Raw genomic sequence first — 13618 nt, 5'->3', positions numbered from 1 at the left:
GACACTGCTGTCAGGGCTTTTTACTGTACTGGAGCTAGAACGAAGACTTTACGCCAAATTGTTTGGCAGCATAAGCCACCCGCTCTGCTGGAGTCGGTAGTGTGTTAGGGGTGCCAAGGTTCTCGATATGATGCAAACGGGGCAAGAGCCCAGCTCCGTTGGCTGTCTGTATCGCTAAGCCTGGGCGGGCATTAAGCTCAAGTACCATTGGGCCTTTTTCTCGATCCAGGACCATATCAGTCCCCATATAGCCAAGCCCTGCCATTTCCCAGGCACTTGAAGCAAGCGTCAGCAGGCGGTGCCAGTTCGGCACGGCAAGCTCGCTAAGCAGCCTGCCGGTGTCAGGGTGGCGTTCAACCGGTTGGTCAAATTGTACTGCGCGAATGGCTTTACCGGTTGCAATATCTATCCCGACGCCCACAGCCCCCTGGTGAAGGTTGGCTTTACCGTCAGAGGCAGCTGTCGAGCAACGCATCATCGCCATCACCGGATAGCCCTTGAAGACGATAACACGGACATCGGGCACGCCCTCGTAGCTGAAGCCATCGAAAACATCATCAAACTGGATCAGGTTTTCCACCATTGCGACGTCATTTTTTCCCCCCAGGGAGAACAGTCCGGCAAGGGTATTGGTGATGTGACGCTCGACATCCTGTTTGTTCATCTCTGCACCCGACGGCTTGATATACACTCCATCTTTGTGCTTGACCACTACCAGGATACCTTTGCCTCCCGACCCCTGAGCCGGTTTGATCACAAAACCGGGCCAGTCTTTCACCATCTCGTGAATTCGCTTAACGTATACCTGGCTATCAATGACGCCGATCAGCTCGGGTACCGTGGCCCCGGCTTGCTGAGCGATACGCTTGGTTTTTAGCTTGTCATCAACCAGCGGGTAAAGGCTACGATCGTTATATCGGCCAATATAGCTATGGTTGCGCTGATTCATGCCCATGATGCCGCGCTCACGCAGCTTAAACGGAGAAGTAAACTGTGAAAACAGTGACATCGTTTAGTCCTCCGTAAGTGGTTTAAAGCGACGAAGCTCACTCAGACGATAACCTGTGTAGTTACCCAGCATTAGGATCAGCGCCAGGATCACTAGCTGGATACCAATGAAGTTGAAGGTCAGATGACGGACCAGGCCGTTGGTCATCGCCAGATAGACCAACACCGCCGTCAATAGTGAACCACCACCCTGGATAAGCACTTCTTTAGCGCCTTCTTCTTCCCATAGGATAGACATTCGTTCGATAGTCCATGACAAGATGATCATCGGGAAGAAGGTGATTGACAAGCCTTCAACTAAGCCGATCTTGAATGCTACTACGGTAAAGACCGAAATAATCATGATCACGGTGATGATCACGGCGGATATCCGGGCAACAAGCAGCAGGTTGAGCCGCGACAGGTAACTTCGGATAACCAGACCGGTGCCAACAATCAGCAAGAAGCCTAGAATACCGGTGACTAACTGGGTTTGCACAAAGGCCACCGCAATCAGCACGGGCATGAATGTTCCTGAGGTTTTCAGGCCAACAATGATACGAAGGAAGACCACGACAAGGGCACCAATAGGCACCAGCATGATGGTCTTGAACATGGCTTGTTCTTCAACTGGCAGGCTGTGGATAGAGAAGTTCAGCAGATCCTCGGCCTGTACCTTCTCGCGAGTCGCCTGCTGTGGCGTAATGTCCTGGGCGATAATGGAGAAACTGATGTTGGAATTACGACCACCGATGACATCCAGCATCGAATGGCCTTGCTGGTTCCAGACCAAGACATCATCAGGTCTGCCTTCTTGGCCGGTTTTGATATCAAACAGCTGCCATTGTTCACCGTCCCAGACTTCGACCATTGGATTAATGCTCTGACGGCGGCGGCCATCTTCCAGGAATAATCCACCGACGATGCGAGCATGAATGCCTTCTAGCGACAGCAAATTAATGATGGCTTGTTCGCGGCTAAGGTTGTTAAGCAGTAGCGAAGCATTCTGGCTCGTTTTGTCGTTAAACTGCTTAATGAGCTCGCGGGTTAGCGTGATATTGTCAGAAGACAAATTACGGGCCTGGGATAGCAGTGCAGTGGCAGCCGTCTGCTGCGGGTTGTCTAGGCTGACAGAGACCGTTGCGCCTTTCGGAGGCTCAGTGGTATAACTGGCCTGGTCGTCAACCAGCATCTGAGTTTTGTAGTAGAGGATTTGCTTACCGGTAGCTTCACGGATTGACCACTCGGCACGGCGGCCTTTATCGGTATCAATCAGTGCCACACCATAGCCAGGTGATGACGTGCTCTCATCAATCAGCGTAAACCCTTTCTGGGTTTCTGGTGCAGCCATAGAGACCTTCACCGGGTCGCCGATAGCATCGAATTCAATACGCGCTTCTAGCTCCCAAAGCGCACGTTCTTCACCAGGAGTCCATGGTACGCCATAAACATCATGGCGATACATGCTTAGCGCGGTCCCTGCTATGACGAGCAAGGTTATTAAAAAATAAAACGGGATTCTTGACGTCATGACATCCTCATCACTTAATTATTAATTTTTTGTATTTCTTGTTCATTCATTCCCTGAACAAATTGTTTACCGACATCGACCAATGCAATGTCCTTGAAAAATTCGCGACCTAAAAGTACTGGATAGGTCATTTGGCTACGATCGGCAAGTGTAAATTGTGCTTTTTCATGTAATTGCCCGAGTTTGACCCAAGCTTCAATCACAGGACGACGTTCAGCCACGTCTGATGTGGATTGGCGCACCTTCACCCAGCGGACGACAGGCGCCTCAATAATGTCGGCTTTTTCAGCGTTTTCGTCAGAAGTGTGGTTCAGATTAAAGCGAGCCCACTCTTTGCCGTCACGTTCGAACATCTGAATATCAACAGCATTAAGCGATGACGTTGTGGCACCAGTGTCGATCCTTGCTTTGAAGAACGACTGTATTGAGTCTAGCCAAACCCATTCTTCTTCACCCAAAATTACTTTGCCATGAGCAACTGTCGTGTCAATTTTAGGCTCGATAATTGGAGCCTGAGCCACATCTTTCTCAGACATTAACTCTGGTTCCGGATGGGTATTTGGTGTGTTTTTTGCCAGATCTTCTGAAATAGATGAGAGTTCTTTTTCTAGATTCGCAATATATTCATTTTGTTCATCAATTTGCTGAATCATGGTGGCTAGTTGGAAATTAACGCGGTCTTCCATCGTATTGATGGCATTCACCGTCTTTTCGTGATTATCGGATTGTGTGAGTGTGCAGCCGGAAAGGGCCACAAAAGTAAGTAGTGGTACACAGCGGCGAAGCATTATGACTCCCAGGGTACTTCTTATTTTTCTATAGACTGCGCTAGTTTAGCGTACAAAAAGGGATGCGCATAGCATCCCTTGTCAGCGGTTAGTCAGGATTTCTGGCTATCAGGATGGCACGTTTAGGGGCAGGGTAGCCTTCGATAGTTTTTGTCGGGTCTTCCTGGTTCAGGTATTCAGGTAGTGAATTGTTGGTCATCCAGTCGGTCGAGCGTTGCTCGTCAGTCGTCGTGACACACTCATCAACAATGCGCACATCCACAAAACCGCATTTTTCCATCCAGACTTTCAGCGCTTTTGCAGAAGGGAAGAAATAGACATTGTGCATTTGAGCGTAGCGCCCGGTCGGGACTAAAACGTCATTTTCATCGCCGTCAATCACCAAAGTTTCCAGAATCACTTCACCATCTTTGCGTAGCTGGTTTTTAAGCTGAATAATGTGATCCAGAGGCGAGCGACGGTGATACAGCACACCCATGCTAAATACGGTGTCGAATGCCTTCAGCTCCGGAAGCTGCTCAATGCCCAATGGCAGCAAAAAGGCGCGATTATCTTGGCCCATCAGGCGGCGAATTGCCTCAAACTGGATCAGGAACAAGTTAGAGGGGTCGATTCCCACCGTAAGCTCTGCACCTTCACCCAGCATGCGCCACATGTGGTAGCCGTTACCACAGCCGACATCTAATACTGAGCGGCCTTTTAATGGTGAGATATGCGGTAACAGGCGATCCCATTTCCAGTCCGAACGCCACTCAGTATTAATATGGATACCGTGCATGTTATATGGCCCTTTACGCCATGGGTGCAGCAGGCGTAACAGGCTTTCAAGGCGCTTTTGCTCACCTGTGGCAACGCCATCTTCGTTGCGGACACTGACTTCATTTTTTAGGTCAATAATATCCGGCGTATAGGTCGGAAACTTTTTGAGTGCGCGCATCCAGCGGCCCATATCGCCATGCTCTGCAGCCTCCCAGTCGCTTAACTGCTTAGGTAGGGTATTAAGCCATGGACGTAGGGTTTCGTGTTGGGCAATGAGTTGATAAAACTCAGAAAAACTAAACATAGTGGAACAAAAGACCTTATTTTATGGCGAACATTGAGCCGAAGTTGAAGCATTGGAACCAGACTTCAGAGCTGCTAAAACCGATATCGGCAAAGCGCTGCTTATGGGTCTCAATACTGTCAGGTCGCATCACGTTTTCAATTGCGCTGCGCTTTTGGCTGATTTCCAGCTCGCTGTAGCCATTGGCACGCTTGAAATCATGGTGAAGGTCGATCAGCAGTTCATGGGAACGCTCATCGTCAAAAATGTATTTTTCAGAAAGGATCAAAATACCGCCAGGGCGCAGGCCGGCATAGATACTTTCTAGCAGGGTACGGCGGTCGTCGGGTGCCAGGAACTGAAGCGTAAAGTTCAGTACTACCACTGAAGCATCTTTAATCTCAACATCGCGAATATCAGCCTCAACCACCGAAACCGGCGTATCTGAACGGTAGGCATCGATATGCAGGCGGCATCGCTCGACCATTGCCGCCGAGTTATCAATTGCAATGATCTCGCAGCCTTCCTGGTTGATATGGCGGCGCATCGATAGGGTAGCCGCACCCAGAGAGCAACCCAGATCGTAGATCTTTGAGTGTGGTTTGGCAAAGCGCTCAGCTAACATGCCAATTGCAGAAATGATGTTGCTATAGCCCGGAACAGAGCGTTGAATCATATCTGGAAAAACTTCAGCAACACGTTCATCAAACGTAAAGTCACCAAGCTTTTCAATCGGCGCAGCAAAAATATTGTCGTGGCCTGCCATTCTCACGAACCTCTTAAATAAAAAAGAACTGGGATCCTGATAAAGGGGTATCAGCTGTTTTTTCCGTGTGGGAGCTTAATCAGCTTTCTTCTACCTAAGGTGATCCATCACCGCCTGAAAGGTCGCGTATTGTAGAGAAAATACGGCCATTTGTCTTTAGCGATTTGCCATTAGTTATTTTGTCCGGGCTGGCACCACGGGGTGAGTTAAAGCAGTTGAAACTGCGGGCTAGCTTCCGGAGCGGGGGGCAGTTTAATGTCAGGCAGCCGAATCGCATTTTCAGCTTGTTGCTGCAACAGCTGATAAAGCCGAGTTGCCAATTCGGGCGCGTGGTTGTTATCCGGTGTATGGATGAACAAGTAAGGCTGCTTACCTTCTGCCAGCCAGGCTGGCAGACGTTTGAGCCAATTAGCAAAGAAAGCATCGTTGCTGAGGTCGTCTGGATGGCCAATAAAGCGGATCATCGGATTGTCGGCAGTGGCAATGGCATGAACCGGTACGTGTGGTTTTTTCTGGTGGGCATCAATTACCGCCTCGATGATTGGCGGAGCGGCGAATACCGGCCGGCTGTCCATGATGATGCGATTGGCCTGGTTGTCGACCAGTAAGCGGTTCAGTGCTTTTTCCTCATCTCCCTTGGCAAAGAAAGCCGGGTGGCGAACTTCAACCCCGCAGGTAAGGTGGGGCGGCAGTTTACGAAGGAACTTCTCAAGTGCTGGTAGTGCGTCGGGGCCGAAATGCGCCGGTAGCTGAATTTTCCATAATCCGGTCTTTTGCTCAAGCGGGCTCATCACGGTAAAAAAATCGGCTAGCAGCTGATCACAATGCATCAACTGGTTCTGGTGGGTGATCGCAGATGGAAGCTTAAATGTGAAGCGGAAATCATCCGGTGTCGCGCCGTGCCACTTCTTGACGGTGGTGATAGCAGGCGTTGCATAGAAGGTTGTATTGCCTTCGACGGTATCAAACACTTCTGCATAGCGGGCGAGCCGCTCTCCTGTTTTGCAGCCGGTACCATACAGGCTTTGTTGCCAATGGTTATGTGACCACATGGCGAGGCCAAGACGTAATGGACGGGCAGGAGGTGTCGGCATGATCTAAACCATCTGTTTGATTGAAAATTAAGCGGAGCTCAATGAATCCAAGAATGCGTTAATGCTTTATTGTGAATAGTTTGGTTGGTATTAGTCAAAAGAATAGGGGATTTTTGCTTGATTTCAGGCTTCGACTTTTCCTACATTAACGTTTTTGCTTTATAATACCTCGTTATTTTTGTCTCTCGGCCACACCTAATCATCAGTTTTGGATGAATTTTGAGCGATTTGCGGTCGGGATGAGTCAACCTGTGCGAGCAATACCATAAGCTTGCTGAAATCGCTCACAGGATTAAGTAAACAGATCGGGAATTTCTTATGCGCACCCAATATTGTGGTCACCTGAACAAGTCCCTAGCAGGGCAAACAGTAGAGTTATGCGGCTGGGTAAACCGTCGCCGTGATTTAGGCGGTCTAATCTTCGTTGATATGCGAGATCGTGAAGGTATTGTTCAGGTAGTCGTTGATCCGGATATGAAAGATGTATTCGAAGTGGCGAACCAACTGCGCAATGAATTCTGTATTCGTCTGACAGGTGAAGTGCGAGCTCGTCCAGAAAGCCAAGTAAACAAAGACATGGCAACCGGTGAAGTTGAAATTCTGGCGACAGGCCTAGAAATCATCAACCGTTCTGACGTGCTACCGCTTGACTTCAACCAAACTAACACCGAAGAGCAACGTCTGAAGTTCCGCTACCTAGACCTACGTCGCCCTGAAATGAGTGATCGCATCAAGCTGCGTGCTAAAGCATCAAGCTTTGTTCGCCGTTTCCTTGATGACAATGCGTTCCTAGATATCGAAACACCGGTATTAACCAAAGCGACACCAGAAGGTGCGCGTGATTACTTGGTACCAAGCCGTGTTCATAAAGGCAGCTTCTACGCGCTTCCACAATCACCGCAGCTATTTAAGCAGTTGCTGATGATGTCTGGTTTTGACCGTTACTACCAGATCGTCAAATGTTTCCGTGATGAAGACTTACGTGCTGACCGTCAGCCTGAATTCACCCAGATCGATATCGAAACTTCATTCATGTCTGCAGAGCAAGTTCGTGGCGTGACTGAGCGTATGATCACTGAAATGTGGAAAGAGCTGCTAAATGTTGATTTGGGCACTTTCCCAATCATGCAATTCTCTGAAGCAATGCGTCGCTTCGGCTCTGACAAGCCAGACCTACGTAACCCGCTTGAGCTGGTTGACGTTGCTGATCTTGTTAAAGATGTTGACTTCAAAGTGTTCTCTGGCCCGGCGAACGACGAGAAAGGTCGTGTGGCTGTGATCCGCGTACCTGGTGGTGCTTCTCTGTCTCGTAAGCAAATTGACGAGTATGGCAAGTTTGTTGGTATCTACGGTGCGAAAGGCCTGGCATGGATGAAAGTGAATGATCGCGAAGCGGGCTTCGACGGTATTCAGTCTCCAGTGGCTAAGTTCCTGAACGAAGATGTGGTTGCAGGTCTTCTAGACCGTACTGAAGCTCAGTCTGGCGATATCATCCTATTTGGTGCAGATAAGAAGCGTATCGTTGAAGAAGCGATGGGTGCACTTCGTCTGAAGCTGGGCGAAGACCTAGAGCTAACAGACAAGAAAGCATGGGCACCGTTATGGGTGATTGACTTCCCGATGTTCGAAGAAGACGACGAAGGCAACCTGCACGCGATGCACCACCCGTTCACGTCTCCACTGGGTGTATCACCTGAAGAGCTAGCAGCAAACCCTGCGGCAGTGAACTCGAATGCCTACGACATGGTTATCAATGGCTATGAAGTGGGTGGTGGTTCTGTTCGTATCCACAGTGCAGAAATGCAGTCTGCAGTATTCAGTCTTCTGGGTATTGAAGAAGACGAGCAGAAAGCGAAGTTCGGTTTCCTACTTGAAGCATTGAAGTACGGTACGCCGCCACACGCTGGTCTGGCATTCGGTCTTGACCGTCTAGTGATGCTACTTTGTGGTACAGACAATATTCGTGACGTAATTGCATTCCCTAAAACAACAGCAGCATCGTGCTTGCTGACAGACGCACCAAGTGTAGCTAACCCTGCTGCACTGGAAGAGCTGGCAGTGACAGTATCAGTTGCGAAGAAAGAAGAAGCGAACCAAGCATAATTGATTCGTTTACTGGCCGGTCCTTGCCACTTTTGTCGGTAAGGGCCGGCCAGATTTATTTTGTGAAACTAAAAGCCATTTAGGCTACTAATACGGAGCATGTTATGGCAGGTCATAGTAAATTCGCCAACATTAAACACCGTAAAGCGGCACAGGATGCCAAGCGCGGAAAGATTTTCACCAAGCTGATCCGTGAAATTGTCGTTGCGGCAAAAGAAGGTGGCGCAGAACCTGAAAACAATCCGCGTCTGCGTGCGGCTGTCGATAAAGCGCTGTCTAACAACATGACGCGCGACACCATTAACCGCGCAGTAAGCCGCGGTGCTGGTGGTGAAGGCGATGAAGGCGTCGAAACCGTTATCTACGAAGGCTACGGCCCGGCAGGGACGGCTGTTATGGTTGAGTGTATGACTGACAACCGTAACCGTACCGTTTCTGGCGTACGTCATGCCTTTAGCAAGGCCGGTGGTAACCTAGGTACAGACGGCAGTGTAAACTACCTGTTCGACAAGAAGGGTGTAATTTCTTACGCGCCGGGTCTTGATGAAGATGAAGTGATGGAAGCGGCCCTGGAAGGTGGTGCTGATGACGTCGAGACCAACGATGATGGCTCGATCGACGTTTATACGACACCGGCTGACTTCGGTGCAGTAAAAGATGCGTTGGATGCTGCAGGCTTTGAAGCTGCGAATGCTGAAGTGACCTTGGTTCCTTCGACGAAGGCTGACCTAGATGCTGCTACCGCACCTAAGTTGCTGCGTCTTATTGATGCGCTAGAAGATCTGGATGACGTTCAGGAAGTTTACCATAACGGTGACATCTCTGATGAGGTTGCGGCTCAGCTATAAGTTCGTAAGAGCTAGGCTCGCGCAGCTTCCTTGCAAAGGAGCGTGACTGAATGTCAGTCATCTTAGGGATTGACCCCGGCTCGCGGATCACCGGTTATGGTGTTATTCGGCAGGTAGGGCGAAACCTTGAATATCTCGGCAGTGGCTGTATCCGTACCTCTGTCGATGATATCCCCGGCCGGCTTAAGCAAATTTATGCCGGAGTCTCAGAAGTTATCACCCAATTTCAGCCTGATGCATTTGCCATCGAAGAAGTTTTCATGGGCAAAAATGCCAGCTCTGCCTTGAAGCTAGGCCAGGCCCGTGGCAGCGCGATAGTTGCTGCGGTAAATGCCGACTTGCCGGTGAGCGAGTATGCCGCCCGTTTAATTAAGCAGGCGGTAGTTGGCAGTGGCGGGGCAGATAAAGCTCAGGTACAGCATATGGTGTGCTCGGTATTGAAGCTGCCCGGCAAGCCGCAGGCGGACGCCGCGGATGCTTTAGCGGTAGCCATTTGTCATGCTCATACTCACAAGACATTGATCGCCATGGCCGGTCAAGCACGAGGTGCTCGACGGGGACGCTATCGATAATGTTTAGTATAACAGTAGCTTATAACTAACACTCACAATGTTGCATAGTGATAGCTCGATCATAAAAGCAGCCATTGGCTGCTTTTTTCTTTTGTTAATATATTGAGTCATAGAATATATTGGTCGGAGGTCATATAACTAACAAAACTGTTGATAAGGATATTGAGAATGACCCCATTGGCAATTTGGCGAACTCTGTTTTTGCCTTCATCACATCGCTGGCAGGGAGAGCAAGCCCGCCATGTTGATACACTCCTCTTTTTTACCTTACTGTCTTTCTTTGTCGGACTATATAGCCTCATAAAATGGTCTAGTCATGACCATAGCCTGTTAGTGATGACATCACTGCTGCTGGTCGGTTGCGAATTGATGGCTGGGACCGTTCTACGTTTTATGCGAGCACCGGATTTGGCTTTGAATATTGGTTTTTTCGGTATGGTTGCTCATGCAATGAATATCATTTATCACAGTGGCGGAATTGTGGTGTCGACCCAGTCTTTCTGGATGCCTCTGTTGATTATCGCTTTTTTCCTAGCAGGCAAACCAGTGATGGCGTCGGTTTGGAGTGTTTTTGTGGTGCTTGCCTCTGCATGGATGGTAAATCAGCACCTTTCTGGTTTTGAGTTCCCTGTGCTGGTATTGGACGATTCGGCGGTTGTGGTGGAAACGTGGTCTGGGATCATCATGCCGTTGGTGGTTATTGGTATTGCCCAGGCGTATACCGTGAAGCAGCGACAAGCTGCTATTCAAGCCTCCGAGCTGGCGCAACGGTCAAGTCAGCAAATTGCAGACCAAGCCCAACAGGGAGAGCAACAGCTTGCTGCGGTCTTGGGGCAGGCAACCGAAAATGCCAGTCAGCTGGCACAGGTCGCCGATCAGCTTGAACTGCAATCGGGTGACTTGCATCAGCAGGTTAACCACCTCAACCTCAATTGTGAGTCACAGGCCAGTGCTGCAGAAGAGATGAGCCAGCAGCTGGTGCAAATGACATCGGGCATTGACGAGTCTGATCGCTTTGTTACCGAGCTTAAAAACCGCAGCGAAGTGATCCGGAGCCAGGCTGAAAAAAGTTCGGCTTCGCTGAATGCCTCCACCGATGCGATAGCCCGCATTCTTAGTAGTAATGCTGAGATTATGTCAGTAGCAGGGTTGATCACCTCGGTGGCTGAGCAGACGAACCTGCTGGCATTGAATGCGGCCATTGAAGCTGCCCGCGCCGGTGAGCAGGGAAGAGGGTTTGCAGTCGTCGCCGATCAAGTGCGTGAGTTGTCGGCGAAAAGTAATAGCTCGGCAGTCGAGATCCGCGCCTTGCTGGAAAGAAGTCGCCAGGAAGTGCAGCAGGGGCAGACGGTGATAGAGGCTAGTGCGATGGAGCTATCGAGTATTATCGAGCAGGTTGGCAGTATTTCGGGGGATGTGAATCAACTGGCGGATATCATGAGCCACCAGGTTCATGCCCTGAAAGAGCTCAATACCGCCAGCAGTGAAGTGGCCAACGGCGTAGTGGAAACTAATCGGGTTTCAGATTCTGTTGCTACTCAGGGGGCGCAACTGGCCGAGCAGGTTGAAACCCTCAAAGCTTTGGCTGACAGCCTCAATGCTGTGGTTTCAGCCAGGGCGAGCTAATACGGGTAGGCCGCCAAGATAAGCTAAAAAAGAGCTGGATATATATCCAGCTCTTTACTATCCTAAAGCCTATTTTGTGAATCAATAAAGAGATGTTGCTGTGATTGGCCGACTACGTGGAACCATTTTAGAAAAACAACCGCCTGAAGTATTACTTGAAGTGGGTGGTATTGGCTATGAAGTGCAGATGCCGATGAGTTGTTTCTATGAACTACCGGAAGTCGGTCAGGAAGCGGTGATCTCTACCCACTTTATCGTTCGTGAAGATGCCCAGCTGTTGTATGGCTTCAATAAGAAAAGCGAGCGTGAACTGTTTCGTGAAGTGATCAAGGCCAATGGTGTTGGCCCTAAGCTGGGGTTGGCAATCCTGTCGGCAATGACAGCCAGTCAGTTTGTCCTGAGTGTCGAAAACGAAGATATTACGACCCTGGTTAAAATCCCGGGTGTTGGCAAGAAAACGGCCGAGCGCCTCGTGGTTGAGATGAAAGATCGCCTTAAAGGCTGGGGTGAGGGAGACTTGTTTACACCGGCTTCCGATACCGCGGCATCAAATGCGGCGGTTGAAGCTCCTTCAGCAGCCCGTGCCGAAGATGAGGCTGTTAGTGCCCTGATTGCACTGGGATATAAGCCTCAGCAGGCATCAAAAGTGGTTTCTCAGGTGGCCCAGCCGGATATGACCAGCGAAGCGATGATCCGCGATGCTCTGCGCTCAATGGTTTAAGGTGTAATTTCGATGATTGAAGCAGATCGCCTGGTATCCAATGATTTCCCTGTATCCCGTGAAGACGACATCATTGATCGCGCTATCCGGCCTAAGCTGCTGGAAGACTACCAGGGACAGGATCACGTCCGTGATCAGATGGAGATCTTTATTAAAGCGGCTAAGTTGCGTGATGAAGCCTTGGATCATTTGTTGATTTTCGGCCCTCCAGGGTTGGGTAAAACCACGTTGGCAAATATTGTGGCCAATGAAATGGGGGTAAGTATTCGTACGACCTCTGGGCCGGTACTGGAGAAAGCCGGTGATCTGGCGGCATTGCTGACTAACCTTGAAGAAAACGATGTGCTGTTTATCGATGAAATCCACCGTTTAAGCCCTCAGGTGGAGGAAGTCCTGTATCCGGCAATGGAAGACTACCAGCTGGACATTATGATCGGTGAAGGGCCGGCAGCTCGTTCGATTAAAATTGACCTCCCGCCGTTTACCCTGATCGGCGCAACGACACGTGCCGGATCACTGACCTCACCACTGCGCGATCGTTTCGGGATCACACAACGCCTTGAGTATTACAAGGTCGGCGATCTGAAAGATATCGTCAAGCGAAGTTCGAATTGTCTAGGCCTGTCAATGGAAGAAGAGGGGGCGATGGAAGTCGCCATGCGTGCTCGTGGTACACCGCGTATCGCCAATCGTCTGCTCCGCCGAGTACGCGACTATGCCGAGGTGAAGGGCAATGGTCATATCTGTCCTGATGTGGCGGCAAAGGCACTGGACATGCTTGACGTAGACAGCAGCGGCTTTGATTACATGGACCGTAAGTTGCTGATGGCAATTATTGATAAGTTCATGGGTGGCCCGGTAGGGCTTGATAACCTTGCTGCGGCAATCGGTGAAGAGAAAGATACTATTGAGGACGTGCTGGAACCGTATTTGATCCAGCAGGGCTTCTTGCAGCGTACTCCTAGAGGGCGTATTGCGACTCATCGTGCCTATCTGCACTTTGGTTTGGATATTCCTGAGTCGTAATAATAAACCGGAATAAAGACGTATCTACGATGTAACAAAAAACGAGGCCCAAGGCCTCGTTTTTTATTTTGCTATTCCCAGAGCACACTAATCGTTCAATATTTTCCTGTACCGTTTACATAACGTTGACAAAACAGAAAGTATTTACCCTCCCGGTTTCATCTTCAACGTTACTTCACGTCGATCAGTGGGGTGTTTTTGAGCATTAATTAGAGATTGTTTTTGTACAACTCAGCGAAGCTTGGTTGGTACAGAGCAATAACTTTTTCAAAAATACGAGCCATAACTACTTCCTCAATCTTAAAACAGGTGGTTGGGGAAACAGCATACAACCCGCCAAAAAGACGACTTTTACTGTCTGGGCGGCTTAATCTGTTTCTGGTGCTGATTATAGGTGTTTTTCTTTATGGCAAAAGCGATATAAATTTTTATTTGGGATTACTTTTTCTAATGCATGAAATAGTGCTGACAATAAAAATAGTCTGCATTATCCGCATAATATGGCTATTTATGC

The 13618-nt window shown here is 49.4% G+C and carries 12 protein-coding genes; 6 read left to right on the top strand and 6 right to left on the bottom strand.

Going from position 1 to position 13618, the window contains the following annotated elements; genetic code table 11:
- Positions 1-34 precede the first annotated feature (34 nt).
- From MD588_RS01650 to MD588_RS01625, 6 genes are all read right to left on the bottom strand, one after another.
- Positions 35-1009: an alpha-L-glutamate ligase-like protein gene (locus MD588_RS01650; RefSeq protein WP_265695022.1), complete on the bottom strand. Its 975-nt coding sequence runs from the start codon at positions 1007-1009 to the stop codon at positions 35-37.
- A gap of 3 nt (positions 1010-1012) precedes the next feature.
- Positions 1013-2518 (bottom strand): inactive transglutaminase family protein, encoded by a 1506-nt coding sequence (locus tag MD588_RS01645; protein ID WP_265695021.1) that lies wholly within the window; start codon positions 2516-2518, stop codon positions 1013-1015.
- Between the two features lie 14 nt (positions 2519-2532).
- The gene (locus MD588_RS01640; protein WP_265695020.1) at positions 2533-3306 is read right to left on the bottom strand and encodes an ATP-dependent zinc protease family protein; all 774 of its coding nucleotides are present in this window, start codon (positions 3304-3306) and stop codon (positions 2533-2535) included.
- A gap of 88 nt (positions 3307-3394) precedes the next feature.
- Positions 3395-4369: a tRNA 5-methoxyuridine(34)/uridine 5-oxyacetic acid(34) synthase CmoB gene (cmoB, locus tag MD588_RS01635; protein ID WP_265695019.1), complete on the bottom strand. Its 975-nt coding sequence runs from the start codon at positions 4367-4369 to the stop codon at positions 3395-3397.
- A gap of 16 nt (positions 4370-4385) precedes the next feature.
- Entirely contained in the window at positions 4386-5114 is a 729-nt protein-coding gene (cmoA, locus tag MD588_RS01630; RefSeq protein ID WP_265695018.1) for a carboxy-S-adenosyl-L-methionine synthase CmoA, read from the bottom strand.
- Between the two features lie 206 nt (positions 5115-5320).
- Positions 5321-6208: a DUF72 domain-containing protein gene (locus tag MD588_RS01625; RefSeq protein ID WP_265695017.1), complete on the bottom strand. Its 888-nt coding sequence runs from the start codon at positions 6206-6208 to the stop codon at positions 5321-5323.
- A gap of 318 nt (positions 6209-6526) precedes the next feature.
- On the opposite strand from MD588_RS01625, the gene aspS reads away from it, so the two are divergent.
- From aspS to ruvB, 6 genes are all read left to right on the top strand, one after another.
- Complete coding sequence (gene aspS / locus MD588_RS01620; RefSeq protein ID WP_265695016.1) at positions 6527-8311, top strand: aspartate--tRNA ligase; 1785 nt, start codon at positions 6527-6529, stop codon at positions 8309-8311.
- A 104-nt stretch (positions 8312-8415) separates the two neighbouring features.
- On the top strand, positions 8416-9159 hold the full coding sequence (locus MD588_RS01615; protein ID WP_265695015.1) for a YebC/PmpR family DNA-binding transcriptional regulator: 744 nt from the start codon (positions 8416-8418) through the stop codon (positions 9157-9159).
- Between the two features lie 50 nt (positions 9160-9209).
- Positions 9210-9731, top strand: coding sequence for a crossover junction endodeoxyribonuclease RuvC (gene ruvC, locus MD588_RS01610; protein WP_265695014.1), 522 nt, complete (start codon positions 9210-9212; stop codon positions 9729-9731).
- Between the two features lie 168 nt (positions 9732-9899).
- Positions 9900-11357 carry a methyl-accepting chemotaxis protein gene (locus MD588_RS01605; RefSeq protein WP_265695013.1) on the top strand — a complete coding sequence of 486 codons (1458 nt, stop codon included), beginning with the start codon at positions 9900-9902 and terminating at the stop codon, positions 11355-11357.
- A 100-nt stretch (positions 11358-11457) separates the two neighbouring features.
- The gene (ruvA, locus tag MD588_RS01600; protein ID WP_265695012.1) at positions 11458-12078 is read left to right on the top strand and encodes a Holliday junction branch migration protein RuvA; all 621 of its coding nucleotides are present in this window, start codon (positions 11458-11460) and stop codon (positions 12076-12078) included.
- Positions 12079-12090: 12 nt separating this feature from the next.
- Positions 12091-13104, top strand: coding sequence for a Holliday junction branch migration DNA helicase RuvB (ruvB, locus tag MD588_RS01595; protein WP_265695011.1), 1014 nt, complete (start codon positions 12091-12093; stop codon positions 13102-13104).
- The last annotated feature ends 514 nt before the right edge of the window (positions 13105-13618 follow it).

Source organism: Photobacterium obscurum, assembly GCF_026191635.1.
In the GTDB taxonomy this organism is placed as follows: Bacteria; Pseudomonadota; Gammaproteobacteria; order Enterobacterales; family Vibrionaceae; genus Photobacterium; species Photobacterium obscurum.
This window is presented reverse-complemented; position numbering and strand designations above follow the sequence as displayed.

Bases quoted from the DNA above. Each gene is read 5' to 3' on its own strand.
- MD588_RS01650 (WP_265695022.1), bottom strand. From the start codon at position 1,009: ATGTCACTGTTTTCACAGTTTACTTCTCCGTTTAAGCTGCGTGAGCGC.
- MD588_RS01645 (WP_265695021.1), bottom strand. From the start codon at position 2,518: ATGACGTCAAGAATCCCGTTTTATTTTTTAATAACCTTGCTCGTCATA.
- MD588_RS01640 (WP_265695020.1), bottom strand. From the start codon at position 3,306: ATGCTTCGCCGCTGTGTACCACTACTTACTTTTGTGGCCCTTTCCGGC.
- cmoB (WP_265695019.1), bottom strand. From the start codon at position 4,369: ATGTTTAGTTTTTCTGAGTTTTATCAACTCATTGCCCAACACGAAACC.
- cmoA (WP_265695018.1), bottom strand. From the start codon at position 5,114: ATGGCAGGCCACGACAATATTTTTGCTGCGCCGATTGAAAAGCTTGGT.
- MD588_RS01625 (WP_265695017.1), bottom strand. From the start codon at position 6,208: ATGCCGACACCTCCTGCCCGTCCATTACGTCTTGGCCTCGCCATGTGG.
- aspS (WP_265695016.1), top strand. From the start codon at position 6,527: ATGCGCACCCAATATTGTGGTCACCTGAACAAGTCCCTAGCAGGGCAA.
- MD588_RS01615 (WP_265695015.1), top strand. From the start codon at position 8,416: ATGGCAGGTCATAGTAAATTCGCCAACATTAAACACCGTAAAGCGGCA.
- ruvC (WP_265695014.1), top strand. From the start codon at position 9,210: ATGTCAGTCATCTTAGGGATTGACCCCGGCTCGCGGATCACCGGTTAT.
- MD588_RS01605 (WP_265695013.1), top strand. From the start codon at position 9,900: ATGACCCCATTGGCAATTTGGCGAACTCTGTTTTTGCCTTCATCACAT.
- ruvB (WP_265695011.1), top strand. From the start codon at position 12,091: ATGATTGAAGCAGATCGCCTGGTATCCAATGATTTCCCTGTATCCCGT.